At 73.0% G+C, this 17225-nt stretch carries 16 protein-coding genes; 11 read left to right on the top strand and 5 right to left on the bottom strand.

Annotation, left to right across the window (positions count from 1 at the left end):
* The first annotated feature begins 215 nt into the window (after positions 1–215).
* From EEW87_RS00075 to EEW87_RS00115, 9 genes are all read left to right on the top strand, one after another.
* A complete protein-coding gene (locus EEW87_RS00075) occupies positions 216–1682 on the top strand; it encodes an ABC transporter ATP-binding protein (RefSeq protein WP_372430382.1) in 1467 nt (488 codons plus the stop codon).
* Positions 1679–2782, top strand: coding sequence for an ABC transporter permease (locus EEW87_RS00080; protein WP_123091164.1), 1104 nt, complete (start codon positions 1679–1681; stop codon positions 2780–2782). Before EEW87_RS00075 ends, EEW87_RS00080 begins: the two co-directional genes overlap by 4 nt.
* Entirely contained in the window at positions 2779–4044 is a 1266-nt protein-coding gene (locus EEW87_RS00085; protein WP_123091163.1) for an ABC transporter permease, read from the top strand. The genes EEW87_RS00080 and EEW87_RS00085 overlap by 4 nt, the downstream gene beginning before the upstream one ends.
* Positions 4044–4457: a cytidine deaminase gene (locus tag EEW87_RS00090; protein ID WP_163562350.1), complete on the top strand. Its 414-nt coding sequence runs from the start codon at positions 4044–4046 to the stop codon at positions 4455–4457. The genes EEW87_RS00085 and EEW87_RS00090 overlap by 1 nt, the downstream gene beginning before the upstream one ends.
* Before the next feature lie 86 nt (positions 4458–4543).
* Positions 4544–5851, top strand: a complete 1308-nt coding sequence (locus EEW87_RS00095; protein ID WP_123091161.1) for a thymidine phosphorylase — start codon at positions 4544–4546, stop codon at positions 5849–5851.
* Positions 5848–6213 carry a cupin domain-containing protein gene (locus EEW87_RS00100; RefSeq protein ID WP_123091160.1) on the top strand — a complete coding sequence of 122 codons (366 nt, stop codon included), beginning with the start codon at positions 5848–5850 and terminating at the stop codon, positions 6211–6213. Before EEW87_RS00095 ends, EEW87_RS00100 begins: the two co-directional genes overlap by 4 nt.
* On the top strand, positions 6210–7364 hold the full coding sequence (locus EEW87_RS00105) for an adenosine deaminase (protein WP_192826134.1): 1155 nt from the start codon (positions 6210–6212) through the stop codon (positions 7362–7364). Before EEW87_RS00100 ends, EEW87_RS00105 begins: the two co-directional genes overlap by 4 nt.
* Positions 7365–7465: 101 nt before the next feature.
* Complete coding sequence (locus EEW87_RS00110; RefSeq protein ID WP_123091159.1) at positions 7466–8686, top strand: hypothetical protein; 1221 nt, start codon at positions 7466–7468, stop codon at positions 8684–8686.
* Positions 8686–9279: a hemerythrin domain-containing protein gene (locus EEW87_RS00115; RefSeq protein WP_205473753.1), complete on the top strand. Its 594-nt coding sequence runs from the start codon at positions 8686–8688 to the stop codon at positions 9277–9279. Before EEW87_RS00110 ends, EEW87_RS00115 begins: the two co-directional genes overlap by 1 nt.
* A gap of 109 nt (positions 9280–9388) precedes the next feature.
* Here the strand turns inward: EEW87_RS00115 and deoC are convergent, their stop codons facing one another.
* Genes deoC through EEW87_RS00135 form a run of 4 tightly spaced genes read right to left on the bottom strand, consistent with a single transcriptional unit; the run spans position 9389 to position 13401 of the window.
* Positions 9389–10162: a deoxyribose-phosphate aldolase gene (gene deoC, locus EEW87_RS00120; protein WP_123091158.1), complete on the bottom strand. Its 774-nt coding sequence runs from the start codon at positions 10160–10162 to the stop codon at positions 9389–9391.
* 31 nt (positions 10163–10193) lie between these two features.
* Positions 10194–10805 carry a uridine kinase family protein gene (locus EEW87_RS00125; RefSeq protein ID WP_224766920.1) on the bottom strand — a complete coding sequence of 204 codons (612 nt, stop codon included), beginning with the start codon at positions 10803–10805 and terminating at the stop codon, positions 10194–10196.
* Between the two features lie 41 nt (positions 10806–10846).
* Complete coding sequence (locus EEW87_RS00130; RefSeq protein ID WP_123091157.1) at positions 10847–12601, bottom strand: phospho-sugar mutase; 1755 nt, start codon at positions 12599–12601, stop codon at positions 10847–10849.
* Positions 12602–12612: 11 nt separating this feature from the next.
* Positions 12613–13401, bottom strand: coding sequence for a purine-nucleoside phosphorylase (locus EEW87_RS00135; protein ID WP_123091542.1), 789 nt, complete (start codon positions 13399–13401; stop codon positions 12613–12615).
* Between EEW87_RS00135 and EEW87_RS00140 the strand changes: the two genes are divergently transcribed.
* Together EEW87_RS00140 and EEW87_RS00145 are read left to right on the top strand one after the other, a co-directional pair.
* Positions 13400–14923, top strand: a complete 1524-nt coding sequence (locus EEW87_RS00140) for an NAD(P)H-quinone dehydrogenase (protein WP_123091543.1) — start codon at positions 13400–13402, stop codon at positions 14921–14923. The two genes, EEW87_RS00135 and EEW87_RS00140, sit on opposite strands and share 2 nt — an antisense overlap.
* 62 nt (positions 14924–14985) lie before the next feature.
* Positions 14986–15264, top strand: a complete 279-nt coding sequence (locus EEW87_RS00145) for a hypothetical protein (RefSeq protein WP_123091156.1) — start codon at positions 14986–14988, stop codon at positions 15262–15264.
* Between the two features lie 95 nt (positions 15265–15359).
* On the opposite strand, the gene EEW87_RS00150 is transcribed toward EEW87_RS00145, so the two are convergent.
* Positions 15360–17141, bottom strand: coding sequence for an acetyl/propionyl/methylcrotonyl-CoA carboxylase subunit alpha (locus EEW87_RS00150; RefSeq protein WP_123091155.1), 1782 nt, complete (start codon positions 17139–17141; stop codon positions 15360–15362).
* Positions 17142–17225 lie beyond the last annotated feature (84 nt).

Here is a 17225-nt window from a genome sequence, read left to right on the forward strand (position 1 = left end):
CACCCGGCCCGCCCCTCGCGCACCAGCGAGGGGCGGGCCGTCCGCTCACCACGCAGCGGCTACTCTTGCTCCGCCCACGACCACCCCACGTGCGGCCCTTCGTCATCAGGAGGCACCCGATCAGCACCACGACGACCAGCCCGACCCCCTCGGCGCCCGCAGCGGGCGACGTCGCGGTCCGGCTCGAGGGCATCACCAAGCGCTTCCCGGGCGTGGTGGCCAACAAGGACATCGCCTTCTCGGTGCGGCGGGGCACCGTGCACGCCGTCGTCGGCGAGAACGGCGCGGGCAAGTCCACGCTCATGAAGATCCTCTACGGCGTGCAGCGTCCCGACGAGGGGACCATCGAGGTCGACGGCCAGGTCGTCGACCTGCGCTCGCCGAGCGACGCCATCAAGCACGGCATCGGCATGGTCTTCCAGCACTTCATGCTCGCCGACAACCTCACCGTGCTCGAGAACGTCGTGCTCGGGGCGGAGAAGCTCCACGGCATCGGCGGCCGGGCGCGAGCGGAGATCCGGCGGATCAGCGACGAGTACGGCCTCGGCGTCGACCCCGACGCCCTCGTCGAGGACCTCGGCGTCGGCTCGCGCCAGCGCGTCGAGATCCTCAAGGTCCTCTACCGCGGGGCGCGCACGATCATCCTCGACGAGCCGACGGCCGTCCTCGTGCCCCAGGAGGTCGACGAGCTCTTCGACAACCTGCGCGAGCTGAAGAACGAGGGCCTGGCCGTCATCTTCATCTCCCACAAGCTCGACGAGGTGCTCTCGGTCGCCGACGCGATCACCGTCATCCGGCGCGGCACCACCGTCGGCTCCGTCGACGACCCGAGCTCGATCACCTCGCGCGAGCTCGCCGAGATGATGGTCGGCTCCGAGCTGCCGACCCCCGCGACCGAGGAGTCCACGGTCACCGACGAGGTGGTCCTGTCCTGCCGCGGCGTGAGCCTCGCCGGCGCCCCGGGCACCGGCCGGGCGCTGCTCGACGACGTCGACCTCGAGATCCACGCCGGCGAGGTCCTCGGCATCGCTGGCGTCGAGGGCAACGGCCAGGCCGAGCTCGTCGAGGTCATCATGGGGATGCGCGAGCCCACCTCCGGCCAGGTGCACCTCGGCGGCGAGGACATCTCGGACTGGGACGTGCGCCGGATCCGCGAGGCCGGCGTCGGCTACGTCCCCGAGGACCGCCACCGCCACGGCCTGCTCCTGGACTCGCCGCTGTGGGAGAACCGCGTCCTCGGCCACCAGACCGAGCGACCGAACGTCCGCGGCGGTCTCGTCGACGCCCGCGCGGCGAAGAAGGACACCGAGCGGATCGTGCGCGAGTACGACGTGCGCACCCCGAGCATCACCGTCACCTCCGGCTCGCTGTCCGGCGGCAACCAGCAGAAGCTCATCATCGGCCGCGAGATGAGCCACAGCCCGCGGGTGCTCGTCGCCTCGCACCCGACCCGCGGCGTCGACGTCGGCGCGCAGGCCGCGATCTGGGACCAGATCCGCGCCGCTCGTCGCGAGGGGCTCGCCGTGCTCCTCATCAGCGCCGACCTCGAGGAGCTCATCGGGCTCTCCGACACCATCCAGGTCATCCTGCGCGGCCGCATGACCGGCACCTTCGACCCCGACACCGTCACCAGCCAGGAGCTCGGCAGCGCCATGACCGGAGCCGGCGAGGAGCCCCGATGAGTCTCAACCCGCGTCGTCTGGCGCTCACCCTGGCCGCACCGGCGCTCGCCGTCGTCGTCGCCTTCGTCATCACCAGCCTCGTGCTGCTCGCCGTGGGCGACCCCGTCGGCCAGGTGTGGTCGACGCTGCTCAAGGAGCCGCGTCCGCGCACGACGGTCAACATCATCAACAGCGCGACGACGTACTACATCGCCGCGGTCGCCGTCGCCATCGGCTTCAAGATGAACCTCTTCAACATCGGCGTCGACGGGCAGTACCGGATCGCCTCCTTCGCCGCCGCGATCTTCGCCGGCTACGGATGGCTCCCGAGCTGGCTCAACATCATCGTGGCGATGCTCGTCGCGATGGTGACCGGTGGCATCTGGGCGGGCATCGCCGGCTGGCTCAAGGTCACCCGCGGGGTGTCCGAGGTCATCTCGACGATCATGCTCAACACGATCTCCGCCGGTCTCGTCGGCTGGGGGCTGCGCAGCTGGGGCCAGCGCGCCGAGGGCAGCAACGCCCGCTCGACGACGCCGATCCCCGAGTCCAACCAGCTCGACGGCTTCGCCCTCGTGCCCGGGGCGGCGAACACGGTCTACACCCTCGTCGCCCTCGCCGTGCTCGTCGGCGTCCTGTACTGGTTCGTCATCAACAAGACCCGCTTCGGCTTCGACCTGCGGGCGACGGGGCAGTCCGAGTCGGCAGCCGTCGCCTCGGGCGTCAAGGTCAAGCGGATGGTGCTCGTCTCGATCGTCCTGTCCGGAGCCGTCGCCGGTCTCGTCGGCATGCCGGCCTTCTTCGGCGCCGACCACGCGTACGGCAGCAGCTTCCAGGACGGCGTCGGCTTCGTCGGCATCGGCGTCGCGCTCCTCGGGCGCAACCACCCGGTCGGCATCGCCTTCGCCGCGCTGCTGTGGTCCTGGCTCGAGAAGGCCTCCGACGGCCTGCAGCTCGAGGCCCAGGTCTCGCCGGCCCTCGTCTACATCATCCAGGGCTCGATCCTCCTGGCCGTCGTCATCGCCTACGAGGTCGTCCACCGCGTCGAGCGGCGGATGGAGCAGCGCCAGGTGGCGCGCGACCTCGACGCATCCTCCGTCCCCGAAGGAGCCGCAGCGTGAGCAGCGACCTCAGCGTCGGCACCGAGGTCGTCCCGGAGGCGACCCCGAAGCGCCGTCTGCCCCTGTGGGCCTGGGGCGCGATGGCCCTCGCCCTCGTCCTCGCCCTCTCCGTCGTGCGCGTCGTCACCGGCCGCAACGACATCGCCTCCTCGGGCACCCTGAGCGCCGCGCTGGCGCTCGCCATGCCCATCGCCTTCGCCGGTCTCGGCGGGCTGTGGTCCGAGCGGGCCGGCGTCGTCAACATCGGTCTCGAGGGGATGATGGTCCTCGGCACGTGGGGCGGGGCCTTCGGCTCCCTCCACGGCGGCCCGTGGATGGGCATCGTCGGCGCCGCCCTGTGCGGCGCGGTCGGGGGCCTCATCCACGCCCTGGCGACGGTGACCTTCGGCGTCGACCACATCGTCTCCGGTGTCGCCCTCAACATCGTCTCCGTCGGCGCCGCCAGCTATCTGGCCGCCCGCTTCTTCGGCGAGCTCGAGGGCGGCAGCGACGTCCAGTCCCCGCCCCTGCCACAGCTGCCGAAAATCGGCATCCCGGGCGCCGGCGACGCGTTGTCGACGGTCGAGACGAAGGGGTGGTTCTTCGTCTCCGAGGTCGCGGCGATCCTCAAGGCGTTGACGACCGGTCTGTCGGTCCTCACGGTCATCGGCCTGGCCCTCTTCGTCATCACCTTCTACGTGCTGTGGCGCACCCCCTTCGGCCTGCGCGTGCGCAGCTGTGGTGAGTCGCCGGTGGCCGCGGAGACGCTCGGCGTCAACGTCTACCTCCACAAGTACGTCGCCGTCGTCATCTCCGGCGCCCTCGCCGGTCTCGGCGGAGGATTCCTGTCGATGGTCGCGACGAACATCTACCGCGAGTCGCAGGTCGACGGCCGTGGCTACATCGGTCTTGCCGCGATGATCTTCGGCAACTGGCGGCCCGGTGGCCTGCTCGCCGGCTCCGGTCTCTTCGGCTTCATGGACGCGCTGCAGCTGCGCGGCGGCGGCACCGCCCTGCACGGGCTGCTGCTCCTCATCACGATGCTGCTGCTCGCCATCGGCCTGTGGCAGGTCCTGCGCAACGGCCGGATGATCCAGGGCGGCATCGCGGTCGTCGTCGCCGTCGTCGTCTTCGTGCTGTGGTTCGTCACCGACTCGGTGCCGTCCGACATCACCCCCTTCGCCCCGCACCTCACGACGCTGCTCGTCCTCGCCTTCGCCAGCCAACGGCTGCGGATGCCCAAGGCGGACGGCATGATCTACCGCCGCGGCGAGGGGCACTAGTGGCCCTCGAGGTCGACTGGGGGCGCCTGCACGAGGAGGCCGTCGCCGCGATGCGTCGCGCCTACGCGCCCTATAGCGGCTTCGCCGTCGGGGTCGCCGGGCTCGTCGACGACGGGCGCGTCGTCTCCGGGTGCAACGTCGAGAACGCGTCCTATGGCGTCGGCCTGTGCGCCGAGTGCGGCATGGTCGGTGACCTCGTGCGCGGCGGCGGCGGCCGGCTGGTCGCCGTGTGGTGCGTCGGTGGCGACGAGTCCACGCTCATGCCCTGCGGCCGCTGCCGGCAGCTGCTGTGGGAGCACGGCGGCGAGCAGTGCGTCCTGCGCACGCCCGAGGGCGACCTGACGATGGCCCAGGTGCTGCCGCAGGCCTTCGGCGCCGCCGACCTCGAGGCCGCCGCGCAGCGCGCGACCTGACCACACCTGCATCGCACGACAGGGCGCCCGTGGGGTGCCGAGGACCAGCGCACCGCCCGCACGGGCCGGGACGCGAAGGGAGAGCCATGACCGAGCAGCACGACGTCGTCGACGTCATCCGGGCCAAGCGGGACCGCGCCGAGCTCAGCGACGCGCAGATCGACTGGGTCGTCGACGCCTACACACGCGGGGTCGTCGCCGACGAGCAGATGAGCGCCCTCGCGATGGCGATCCTGCTCAACGGCATGGACCGCCGCGAGATCAGCCGCTGGACCGGCGCGATGATCGCCTCGGGCGAGCGGATGGACTTCGCCGGGCTCTCCCGCCCGACGGCCGACAAGCACTCGACCGGGGGAGTCGGAGACAAGATCACCCTCCCGCTCGCCCCCCTCGTCGCCGTCTTCGGCGTCGCCGTGCCCCAGCTCTCCGGGCGCGGCCTGGGCCACACCGGGGGCACCCTCGACAAGCTCGAGTCGATCCCCGGCTGGCGCGCCGACCTCACCAACGAGGCGATGATGCGTCAGCTCGAGGAGGTCGGCGCGGTGATCTGCGCGGCCGGGTCCGGGCTGGCCCCCGCGGACAAGAAGCTCTACGCGCTGCGTGACGTCACCGGCACCGTCGAGGCGATCCCGCTCATCGCCAGCTCGATCATGAGCAAGAAGATCGCCGAGGGCACCGGGGCGCTCGTCCTCGACGTCAAGGTCGGCAGCGGCGCCTTCATGAAGAGCGAAGGGGACGCCCGCGAGCTCGCCGAGACCATGGTCGCGCTCGGCACGGACGCCGGGGTGCGCACCGTCGCGCTGCTCACCGACATGTCGACCCCGCTCGGCCTCACGGCCGGCAACGCGCTCGAGGTACGAGAGTCCGTCGAGGTGCTCGCCGGCGGCGGTCCCGCCGACGTCGTCGACCTCACCGTCGCCCTCGCCGTCGAGATGCTCGCCGGGGCGGGGCGCCCGCAGGACGAGGTCGAGGTCCGCGCCGCGCTCTCCGACGGACGCGCCATGGACGTGTGGCGCGCGATGATCTCCGCCCAGGGCGGCGACCCGCAGGCCGAGCTGCCGCGGGCCCGCGAGACCGAGCAGGTCGTCGCCGACCGCGACGGCGTCCTCGAGTCGCTCGACGCGCTCGCCGTCGGCGTGGCCGCCTGGCGCCTCGGCGCCGGTCGCGCGCGCAAGGAGGACCCGGTCCAGGCCGGCGCCGGCGTCGAGCTGCACGCCCGGCCCGGTGACCAGGTGCGCGCGGGGCAGCCGCTGCTCACCCTGCACACCGACACCCCTGAGCGCTTCGCGCGTGCCCAGGAGGCCCTCGCGGGCGCCTGGCGGGTCGGCGACACCGCGGCAGCGAGCGGGTCCGTCGTCCTCGACCGCGTCGACGCCGACGGGGTGACCCGATGAGCGAGGTCGTCGTCACGACGCAGCCGGCCGTCATCGACGTGCCCGGCGGCAAGGTCATCGCCGAGCACGTCGGCCGGGTCGCCACCGGGGACGAGGGCATGTCCGTCGCCCACATGAGGGCACCGGCGGGCTGGGAGGAGCCCGCCCAGACGCCGGACTTCGACGAGGTCACCCTCGTCGTCGCCGGGACCGTCGTCGTCGAGCACGACGGCGGCCGGGTGGAGGTGCACGCCGGGCAGTCGGTCCGCACGCCGGCCGGACGCCGCGTGCGCTACTCCGTGGGCCCCGAGGGCGCCGAGTACGTCGCCATCTGCACCCCGGCCTTCGGGCCGGGCTCGGTGCACCGCGAGGACGAGGCGTGAGCGCGTCGCTGACCCGTGAGGTCATCCACGGGCTGCCCAAGGTGCTCCTGCACGACCACCTCGACGGGGGCGTGCGCCCCGCCACCGTCCTCGAGCTGGCCGCGGAGATCGGCCACGAGCTGCCGGTCACCGACGGCACCGTCGAAGGTCTCGCCGAGTGGTTCCGCGCGAGCGCCGACTCCGGCTCGCTCGTGCGCTACCTCGAGACCTTCGAGCACACCGTCGCCGTCATGCAGACCCGCGAGCACCTCTTCCGGGTCGCCAAGGAGTGCGTGCTCGACCTGGCCGCCGACGGCGTCGTCTACGCCGAGTCCCGCTACGCCCCCGAGCAGCACCTCGAGCGTGGGCTGACCCTCGAGGAGGTCGTCGAGGCCGTCAACGCCGGGCTGCGCGCCGGTGAGGCCGAGGCCGCCGCCGCCGGTCGTCCGGTCGTCGTGCGCTCGCTGCTCACCGCGATGCGGCACGCGGCACGCTCGCTGGAGATCGCCGAGCTCGCCGTGCGCTACCGCGACGAGGGCGTGGCCGGCTTCGACATCGCCGGAGCAGAGGCCGGCTTCCCGCCGAGCCGCCACCTCGCCGCCTTCGAGCACCTCAAGGCCCACAACGCCCACTTCACGATCCACGCGGGCGAGGCCTTCGGGCTGCCCTCGATCTGGGAGGCGCTGCAGGTCTGCGGCGCGGACCGTCTGGGTCACGGCGTGCGCGTCGTCGACGACATCGCGCTCGGCGACGGGACGGTCACCGACGACCCGGAGGCGGCCAACCGCGCTGCCGTCGACGACCCCTCCTCGTTGCGTCTCGGCCGGCTCGCCGCGTACGTGCGCGACACCCGTGTGCCGCTCGAGATGTGCCCCCACAGCAACGTGCAGACGGGGGCCGCGCCGAGCATCGCCGCCCACCCGATCACCGCGCTCGCCCGCCTGCGCTACCGCGTCACCCTCAACACCGACAACCGACTCATGTCGGACACGTCGATGACCAAGGAGATGACCGCGCTCGTCGAGCAGGCCGGGTGGGGCCTGGACGACCTGCGCTGGGTGACGATCAACGCGATGAAGTCCGCCTTCCTCCCCTTCGACGAGCGTCTCGAGCTCATCGAGGGCACGATCAAGCCGGCCTACGCCCGCGCCGCCGAGGGATTCCACCCCTAAGGGCGCCCAGCTCGGGGCGGCCCGGCCCGGCTGCCCGCTCCTACGGTGACGAAGGAACCCGATCGCACGGTCGGGGCCCCCCGAAGTCACTGGAGAGACCCATGGCGTTCAACCCGTTGGCCGAGAAGGGCATCGCGCCCGAGGACTCGATCCGCAGCTGGCAAGAACTCAACGTCGAGCCCTTCGACCCCGACACGGTCCACCCGTACACGCGCTGCCGCGTCATCGTCATGAACGGCATCGAGGTCGAGGCGCTGAGCTTCAGCCACCAGATGACGCGGCACACGAACGACAAGGAGCTGCAGCGCCAGCTCGCCCTGTCGCGCTACGTCGACCACCAGCAGCAGAAGGTCGTCAACTGGCTGCTGCCGGGGTGGTCCTCGGTGCTCGAGACGACGATCGCCTACGAGCAGGTCGCGACCGACCTCACGTCGTGGGTCGCGCGCAACGAGCCCGACGCGTACCTGCGCCAGGCCTACGAGTTCGGCGTCCTCGAGGACTTCGACCACCTCTACCGGTACGCGAACCTCTACGAGATGATCGAGCACCGCAAGGCCGAGAAGCTCGTCGACGAGCTCACCGAGGTCATGCCGGGACGGCCGACGCGGGCGCACCACCGTCACCCCTTCGACAACGTCCGCGAGAACATGGACGGGCGCAGCGCCGCCGCGCTGTCGAAGCTGCACCAGCTGACGATCCTCTCGGCCGAGCAGCAGACGTTGAACTTCTACGCCAACGTCGGCCCGCAGTACATGGAGCCGATCGCCCGCCAGCTCTACCAGGAGATCGGGATGGTCGAGGAGGAGCACGTCACGCACTACGAGTCGCTCGGGGACGGCAGCCTCAGCTGGTTCGAGCAGCTGCTCCTGCACGAGTACAACGAGTGCTATCTCTACCACTCCTTCTTCGAGCAGGAGGTCGACCCGAAGATCAAGGCGATCTGGGAGCTGCACCTGCAGATGGAGATCGGCCAGCTGCACGCCGCGTGCGACCTCGTGCGCACCCACGAGGACCGCGACCCCGAGGAGCTGCTGCCGAGCGAGCTGCCGGACGTGCTGACCTTCGAGCCGAACAAGGAGTACCTGCGCCACCTGCTCGGCACGCAGATGGACCTCACGACGCTCGGCACCGGGTACGTCGGCGACCAGCACGAGCGCTTCGTGCGGATGCAGGAGACGCTGCACAGCGGCACGACGCCCGCCTCGGACCTCGTCGTCGAGCGGCATCGGGAGATGTTCGGCGGCGAGGACTACCGGTCGACGCAGGCCGGTCCGTACCCGCAGGACGCCGCGCAGCGCGCCGAGCGCCTGGGCGGTCTGTGATGGCGCCCCAGGAGCACGCAGACGGGCACGTCGCCATGCCCTTCGGGGTCTTGCCGAAGCCCGACGTCGTCGACCGGCTCGTCGCGCAGCACATGCAGGTCCGTGACCTCATGCACGAGGTGATGACGAGCACCGGAGAGGCCAAGCGCGACGCTTTCGAGACGGTGGTGCGGATGCTCTCCGTGCACGAGACCGTCGAGGAGGAGGTGCTCCACTCGGTCGCTCGCCGGATCGCCGGTGAGCACGGGGTCGTCGAGGACCGCCTCGACGAGGAGAACGCCGCGAAGCAGGTGCTCGGGGAGCTCGACGGGATGGATGTCGACGACCCGCGCTTCGACCCGCTCTTCGCGCTGCTGCGCACCGCGGTGATCACCCACGCGCTCGCCGAGCAGCGCTACGAGTTCAACCGGGTGCGCCAGTACTGCTCCGAGAGCGAGCGCCGGGGCATGCTCACGCTCGTGCAGGCGGCCGAGCTGGCCGCGCCCACCCACCCGCACGCCGGGGTGGAGTCGGCGACGGCCAACCTCGCGCTCGGTCCTGCCGTCGCGCTCGTGGACCGCGCCCGCGACGCCATCCGCGCCGCCCGCCGCTGAGCGCGGGCACGGTCACCGCGCCTCGAGGGGAGCGCGGTGACCGTGGTCGCTCGGTCGACGGTCTCGAGGCTCACGCCCTGGCGGGCGCTCGCACCTCGACCAGCGACGGTCAGTACCCGGTGACGGCGGGGACGGCGCAGTCCTGGCCCGGGTGGGGCACGACGAGGTCGCCCGAGGCGGCGTAGCGCTCGGCCTCGGCGAGCAAGGTCTGCGTGCTCGACGTGCCGATCCGGGTGACGCCCTCGGCGAGCATCGCGAGCAGGGTCGGGATGTCGCGGACACCCCCGGACGCCTTGACCTCCATGCCCTCGGGGGTGTGCTCGCGCATGAGGCGCACGTCGGCGAGGGTCGCCCCTCCGCCGGCGAAGCCGGTCGAGGTCTTCGTGAAGTCGGCGCCGGCGTCGGCGCTCGCCCGGCAGGCGTCGATCTTCGCCCGCTCGTCGAGCAGCGCGGTCTCGAAGATCACCTTGACCAGCACGCCGGCGGCGTGGCCCACCTCGACGACCGCGGCGATGTCGTCGCGCACGGCCTGGACGTCCCCGCCGCGCAGGCGGCCGATGTTGAGGACCATGTCGAGCTCGGTGGCACCGTCGGCGAGGGCCTGCTGCGACTCGGCGACCTTCGTCGCCGTCGTCGTCGTGCCGTGGGGGAAGCCGATGACCGTGCACACGCGCGTGGGGGAGCCCTCGACGGCGGCGATCGTCTGCGCGGCGAGGGCGACGTCGCTCGGGCGCACGCAGACGCTCCAGATGCGCTGGGCGGCGAGCTCGGAGACGGCCGCGGAGACCTCCTGCGGCGTCAGCTCGGGCTTGAGCAGGGCGTGGTCGACGAGATCGGCGACGTCCTGGACGGTGAGGGTGTCGCCGGGGGAGTAGGCCTTCATGCGCACCAGGGTACGGCGCATGCGGGCGGGCTCAGCGCGACCGCTGCGCGGTCGACACGAGGAGCCGCTCGACGGTGCGGGGGCTGGCCGCCCGGGCGCCGGCGGCGACGTGCCCGGCGACGACCGCCGGCTCCTCGCGCAGCAGCACGAGCCCGCGACGCACGAGCGTGAGCGGCGGCTTGCGCCGCTCGGCGAGATCGCGCACGAGCCGCAGCGCGAAGGTCACGAGTCGTCGGTGCCGCACGCACCACGCCGAGTGGAGCAGGCCGCGGGCGCGCAGCTCGGGGATGATCTCGGCGGCGAAGATCCCCTCGGTGACCACGAGGTCGCCCGGGCGGCTGCGCAGCTCGTGACGCCCGACGACCGACGAGGTCGAGATGTCGTAGACCGGCGCCTCGGCGTAGCCCTCGCGCAGCAGCCGGTCGATGCACTCCGCCGCGGCCTCGCCGTCCCACGACCGCGGGTCGTCCCAGTCGGCGATGCCGAGCTCGGCGCTGCGGGGCAGGTCCGGGTGGTCCTCGGGCAGGTAGAAGTCGTCGAGCCGGACGACGGGCCAGCCGAAGCGCTCGGCGAGCCGGTCGGCCAGGCGCGACTTGCCGCTGCCCGAGGGGCCGGCGAGCACGACGACGCGGCCGCGTCGCACGGGCTCGTCGTGGCGGCGCGGTGGGTGGTGGGCCCGGCCGGTCACAGCGCCGTGAGGGCGGTGAGGTCCGCGCGCAGGGCGGCGAGCCGCTCGTCCGCGACCGACCGCGCACCGACGAGGTCGTCGCCCCGCACCTGCTCGACCGCCTCGAGGTAGACCTTGAGCTTGGGCTCGGTGCCCGACGGACGCACGATGACGCGCGACCCGTCGGCGAGGTACCAGCGCAGCGCGTCGGTCGGGGGCAGCCCGTCGACGCCCTCGGCGAGGTCGTCGCACCGCGTCACCTCGACACCGGCGACGGCGGCCGGGGGAGCGGTGCGCAGCCGCTGCATGATCGGGGCGACCTGCTCGACCCGCTCGACCCGCACGGAGAAGCTGTCGGTCGCGTGCACGCCGTACTCCCGGTGCAGGTCGTCGAGGACGTCGAGCAGGGTGCGCCCGTGCGACTTGAGGATCGCGACGTGCTCGGCGACGAGCAGCGCGGCGCTCACGCCGTCCTTGTCCTTGACCCACTGCGGTGCGACGCAGTAGCCGAGGGCCTCCTCGTATCCGTAGGCGAGCCGGTCGACCTTGCTGATCCACTTGAATCCGGTGAGCGTCTCCTCGTGGCGCACGCCCACCCCTGCGCACATCGCGGCGAGCAGGCGGGAGCTGACGATCGAGCACGCGAAGGCGTGCCCCTGCGGCACCCCGCGCATGATGAGGTGGCTGCCGAGCAGCGCGCCGAGCTCGTCGCCGCGCAGCAGCCGCCAGCCGCCCTCGACGTCGGGGCTCGGCACGGCCACCGCGCACCGGTCGGCGTCGGGGTCGTTGGCGATGAGCACGTCGGCGTCGGCACCCCGGGCAGCGGCGAGCGCGAGGTCGAGCGCGCCGTCCTCCTCGGGGTTGGGGAAGGCGACGGTGGGGAAGTCGGGGTCGGGCTCGGCCTGCTCGGCGACGAGGACCGGCTCGGGGAAGCCGGCCCGGTCGAGCGCCGCGGTGACCGTCTCCGTGCCCACGCCGTGCAGCGCGGTGTGGACGATGCGCACGTCGCGCGGCGAGCCGGCGGGCACGAGCGAGGTGATCGCGTCGAGGTAGGCGTCGACGACCCCCTCGTCGAGGGTCACCCACCCGTCCTCCGCGAGCGGCACGTCGGCGGTGCGGCGGATCGCGGCGATGTGCCCGGCGATCTCGGCGTCGACGGGAGGCACGATCTGGCTGCCGTCGTGGAGGTAGACCTTGTAGCCGTTGTCCTGCGGCGGGTTGTGGCTCGCGGTGACCATGACGCCGGCGTCGGCCCCGGTCCACGGCGTCGCGAAGGCGAGCACGGGCGTGGGCAGGGTGCGCGGCAGCACCATCGCGCGCCCGCCGGCGGCGGTGACGACGGCGGCCGTGTCGCGCGCGAAGACGTCGGAGCCGTGGCGGGCGTCGTAGCCGATGACGACGACGGGCACGTCCGCCGGGGCGAAGGGGGAGCCCCCCTCCTCGGCGCCCGCGCGGGCCGCCTGGTCGGCGGCGATCGTCGCGGTGAGGCCGGCGGCCGCACGGATGACGACCGAGCGGTTCATCCGGCTGGGCCCTGCGCCGATGGCGCCGCGCAGCCCGGCGGTGCCGAACTCGAGCATCCCGCTGAAGCGGTCGGCGAGGTCGGCCAGGGCAGCCTCCGCGCCGGGGCCGCCGGCCGCGGCGACGTCGACGACGTCGAGCAGCTCGGCGCGGGTCTGGGGGTCGGGGTCGTCGGCGGCCCAGTCGCGGGCCGCGTCGAGCAGGTCGGAGTCCGCGGACGCGGCGTCGGAGTGTCGCCCGGTGTAGCTCATGGCGGGCCCGGTCAGATCCGGCCGACGATGTCGGCGAGCAGCCGGCCGCAGCGCTGCGCGGCGGCCTGCCCGGCGGCGACGACCTCGTCGTGCGAGAGCGGCTGGTCGCTCACGCCGGCGGCGTGGTTGGTGACTAGTGAGATGCCGAGGACCTCGAGACCGGCCTGGCGGGCGGCGATCGCCTCGAGCGAGGTCGACATGCCGACGAGGTCGCCGCCCAGGGTGCCGGCCATCCGCACCTCGGCCGGGGTCTCGTAGTGCGGACCGCGGAACTGGACGTAGACCCCTTCATCCAGACCCGGGTCGACCTCGCGAGCCACGGCGCGCAGCCGGCTCGAGTACAGGTCGGTGAGGTCGACGAAGGTCGCGCCCTCGATCGGCGAGGTCGCCGTGAGGTTGATGTGGTCGCTGATGAGGACCGGGGTGCCCGGGCCCCACTCGGGGCGCAGCCCGCCGCAGCCGTTGGTGAGCACGACGGTCGAGCACCCGGCGGCGGCCGCGGTGCGGATCGCGTGCACGACGGCCCGGACGCCGCGACCCTCGTAGTAGTGCGTGCGGGTGCCGTAGACGAGGGCGCGACGCCCCGTCTCGCCGATGGCGACCGAGCGCATGACGCCCGAGTGCCCCGCGACGCTGGCCCGGGCGAAGCCCGGCACCTCGTCCTGCTCGATGCTCGCGAGGGTCTCGCCGACGAGGTCGCCGGCCTGGCCCCACCCCGAGCCGAGGACGAGGGCGACGTCGTGACGCGGCGCCCCGGTGCGCTCCGCGATCACCGCTGCTGCGGCACGGGCCACGTCCATCGGGTCGGTCGCGGGGTCGTCGAGGTCGAGGGCGGCGGGGTCGTCATGCACGGGGGGCAGGCTATCGCGGGCTGAGCGGCCACCGCCGCGCCCCGGCCGGGGTGGTTGGATGGGGGCCGTGACGACGCGCGACAGCTCTGTGGTGATCATCGGCGGCGGCCCCGGCGGGTACGAGGCGGCCCTCGTCGCCGCGCACCTCGGTGCGCGGGTGACCATCGTCGACCGCGACGGCATCGGCGGCGCGGCGGTGCTCACCGACTGCGTGCCGAGCAAGACCCTCATCGCCACCGCCGACTACATGTCGGCCTTCGAGACCGCGGCTGACCTCGGCGTCCACCTCGAGGACGGCGAGGGCGACGCCGTCACCGACACGGTCGCCGCCCTGGGCGAGGTCAACCGCCGCGTGCTCGACCTCGCCGCCCACCAGTCCAGCGACATCTCGGCCCGTCTCGACGAGGTCGGGGTGCGGGTCGTCTCCGGCACGGGCCGTCTCGAGTCGCCCGGCGTCGTCGTCGCGACGACCGACGAGGGGGACGAGCGGCTCGAGGCCGACGTCGTGCTCGTCTCGACCGGTGCCACCCCGCGCGTGCTGCCCACGGCGCAGCCCGACGGCGAGCGCATCCTCACGTGGCAGCAGATCTACGGGCTCACCGAGCTGCCCGAGCACCTCGTCGTCGTCGGCTCGGGCGTCACCGGTGCCGAGCTCGCGCAGGGCTTCCTCGGCCTGGGCGCCCGCGTCACCCTCGTCTCCTCGCGCGACCTCGTCCTGCCCGGGGAGGACCAGGACGCCGCGGCCGTCATCGAGGACGTCTTCCGCAGGCGCGGGATGACTGTGCTCAACCGGTCGCGGATGGCCTCCGCCGAGCGCCGCGGGGACGGCGTCGTCGTCACCCTCACCGACGGCCGCGAGGTCGAGGGCAGCCACGTGCTCATCGCCGTCGGTGCCGTGCCGCAGACCTCGGGCCTCGGGCTCGAGGAGGCCGGGGTCGAGCTCAGCGAGTCCGGGCACGTCGCCGTCGACCGCGTCTCGCGCACGTCGGTGCGCGGCGTCTACGCCGCCGGCGACTGCACCGGCGTCTTCGCACTCGCCTCTGTCGCGGCCATGCAGGGCCGGATCGCCATGTCCCACGCGCTCGGCGACGCGGTGGCCCCCCTTCGTCTCGGCGCCGTGAGCGCCAACGTCTTCACCGACCCCGAGATCGCCACGGTCGGCATGACCGCGGCGCAGGCCGAGGCCAGCGAGGAGGTCGAGGCCGTGACGATGCCGCTCGCGCGCAACCCGCGGGCGAAGATGCTCGGCATCTCGGAGGGCTTCGTCAAGATGTTCTCGATGCGCGGCGCGGGCACCGTGCTCGGGGGCGTCGTCGTCGCCCCGCGCGCCTCGGAGCTGATCTTCCCGCTCTCCCTCGCGGTCCAGAACAGGCTGAGCGTCGACCAGGTCGCCGCCACCTTCACCGTCTACCCCTCGCTGAGCGGCACGCTCGCCGAGGCGGCCCGGCGCCTGCACCCCACCGAGGCCTGATCGCGGCGTAGCGTCGGGAGCGGCCCGGCGGAGCGTCCGCCGGGACCGATGAGGAGGCCCGGATGAGCGACCAGCAGATCCCCGCACCCAACCCCGTCCCGCCCGCGCAGGGCGATGCCCAGCCCGGCGACCCGAACGCCCCCGCGGTGCCCGGCGAGACCCCGGGCGGCGAGCCGAGCCCGCTGCCCGGTGTCACCCCCGAGCCCCAGCCGGGCGGCACGCCGACCCCGGGGCCGCCGCCGCAGAGCGACCCCGACCCGCTGCCGGGCACCCAGCCTGAGTTCGACCCCCAGACGCAGACCGACGGCACCCCGCCCGGTGGCGAGGAGCTGCGCGGCTGAACGGGCGGCGCGCGAGCGCCCGTCGCACCACCGCACGACGAAGGGGGGCGGTCACCGATCCGGTGACCGCCCCCCTTCGTCGTCCGCGCGGAGGGTCAGGCGCCGTCGGCATCCTTGATCTCGGCGAGGACGGCGCCGTTGCTCACGGTGGCCCCGACCTCGGCGGCGAGGCCGGTGATGGTGCCGGCCTTGTGCGCGGTGATCGGCTGCTCCATCTTCATCGCCTCGAGCACGAGGACGAGCTCGCCCTCGGCGACGCTCTGCCCCTCCTCGACGGCGACCTTGACGATCGTGCCCTGCATCGGCGCGGTGAGGGAGTCGCCGGAGGCGGCGGCGCCGCCGCTCTTGCCGCCGCTGCGGCGGGGGGCCTTCTTCTTGGCGGTGGCACCGCCACCGCCACCGAGCGCGAGCCCGGCGGGCAGGACGACCTCGAGGCGCTTGCCGCCGACCTCGACGGTGACGCGCTGGCGCTCACCGGTCTCCTCGCCCTCGGCGACCTCTCCGCCGTAGGGGGCGATGTCGTTGACCATCTCCTCCTCGATCCAGCGCGTGTGCACGGAGAAGGCCTCCTGCGGGTCCGCGGGGGCGAAGGCGGGGTCGGAGACGACCTTGCGGTGGAAGGGCAGGACGGTCGGCATGCCCTCGACCTGCAGCTCGTCGAGCGCACGGCGGGAGCGCGCGAGGGCCTGCTCACGGGTGCTGCCGGTGACGACGAGCTTGGCGATCATCGAGTCGAAGGCGCCGGCGACGGTGTCGCCGGCGACGATGCCGGCGTCCCAGCGCACGCCCGGGCCCTGCGGGATCGTCATCGCCGAGACGGTGCCCGGGGCGGGGATGAAGCCGCGGCCGGCGTCCTCGCCGTTGATCCGGAACTCGAAGGAGTGGGCGCGCGGGGCGGGGTCGTCGAAGCCGAGCTCCTCGCCGTCGGCGATGCGGAACTGCTCGCGCACGAGGTCGATGCCGGTGACCTCCTCGGTCACCGGGTGCTCGACCTGCAGGCGGGTGTTGACCTCGAGGAAGCTGATCGTGCCGTCCTGGGCGACGAGGTACTCGCAGGTCCCGGCGCCGACGTAGCCGGCCTCGCGCAGGATGGCCTTCGAGGCGCGGACGAGCTCGGCGTTCTGCTCGTCGGTGAGGAAGGGTGCGGGCGCCTCCTCGACGAGCTTCTGGTTGCGGCGCTGCAGCGAGCAGTCGCGGGTCGAGACGACGACGACGTTGCCGTGCTGGTCGGCCAGGCACTGGGTCTCGACGTGGCGCGGGCGGTCGAGGAACTTCTCGACGAGGCACTCGCCGCGGCCGAAGGCGGTGACCGCCTCGCGCACCGCCGACTCGTAGAGCTCAGGGATCTCCTCGAGGGTACGGGCGACCTTGAGACCGCGCCCGCCACCACCGTAGACCGCCTTGATGGCGACCGGCAGCCCGAACTCCTGGGCGAGGGCGACGACCTCGTCGGCGTCCTTGACCGGGTCCTTCGTCCCGGGCGCGAGGGGGGCCTGCGCCTTGACGGCGATGTGCTTGGCCTTGGCCTTGTCGCCGAGCGCGTCGATGGCCTCGGGGGAGGGGCCGATCCAGGTCAGTCCGGCGTCGATGACGGCCTGGGCGAACTCGGCGTTCTCGGCGAGGAAGCCGTAGCCGGGGTGGACCGCGTCCGCGCCGGCCTGCCGGGCGACCTCGATCAGCTTGTCCTGCAGCAGGTAGGAGTCGCCGGGCGTCGTGCCGCCGAGGGCGTAGGCCTCATCGGCCACCGTGACGTGCAGCGACTCGCGGTCGGGGTCTGCGTAGACGGCGACCGAGCCGATGCCGTGGTCCTTGCACGCGCGGGCGATACGGACTGCGATCTCGCCACGGTTGGCGATGAGGACTTTGCTGATGGCCATGAGGGGGACTGTAGCGGGGTCGTGCGGGCGCCGGTCGTGAGGTGACTATGACCTGGACAACGGCCCGCGCGAGGGGGCCGGGCC

Source organism: Janibacter melonis (assembly GCF_003721155.3).
Classification (GTDB): domain Bacteria; phylum Actinomycetota; class Actinomycetes; order Actinomycetales; family Dermatophilaceae; genus Marihabitans; species Marihabitans melonis.

Excerpts from the sequence above, each read along its gene's own strand:
- EEW87_RS00080 (WP_123091164.1), top strand. The coding sequence starts at position 1,679 with ATGAGTCTCAACCCGCGTCGTCTGGCGCTCACCCTGGCCGCACCGGCG.
- EEW87_RS00095 (WP_123091161.1), top strand. The coding sequence starts at position 4,544 with ATGACCGAGCAGCACGACGTCGTCGACGTCATCCGGGCCAAGCGGGAC.
- EEW87_RS00100 (WP_123091160.1), top strand. The coding sequence starts at position 5,848 with ATGAGCGAGGTCGTCGTCACGACGCAGCCGGCCGTCATCGACGTGCCC.
- EEW87_RS00110 (WP_123091159.1), top strand. The coding sequence starts at position 7,466 with ATGGCGTTCAACCCGTTGGCCGAGAAGGGCATCGCGCCCGAGGACTCG.
- EEW87_RS00115 (WP_205473753.1), top strand. The coding sequence starts at position 8,686 with ATGGCGCCCCAGGAGCACGCAGACGGGCACGTCGCCATGCCCTTCGGG.
- deoC (WP_123091158.1), bottom strand. The coding sequence starts at position 10,162 with ATGAAGGCCTACTCCCCCGGCGACACCCTCACCGTCCAGGACGTCGCC.
- EEW87_RS00130 (WP_123091157.1), bottom strand. The coding sequence starts at position 12,601 with ATGAGCTACACCGGGCGACACTCCGACGCCGCGTCCGCGGACTCCGAC.
- EEW87_RS00135 (WP_123091542.1), bottom strand. The coding sequence starts at position 13,401 with ATGGACGTGGCCCGTGCCGCAGCAGCGGTGATCGCGGAGCGCACCGGG.
- EEW87_RS00145 (WP_123091156.1), top strand. The coding sequence starts at position 14,986 with ATGAGCGACCAGCAGATCCCCGCACCCAACCCCGTCCCGCCCGCGCAG.
- EEW87_RS00150 (WP_123091155.1), bottom strand. The coding sequence starts at position 17,141 with ATGGCCATCAGCAAAGTCCTCATCGCCAACCGTGGCGAGATCGCAGTC.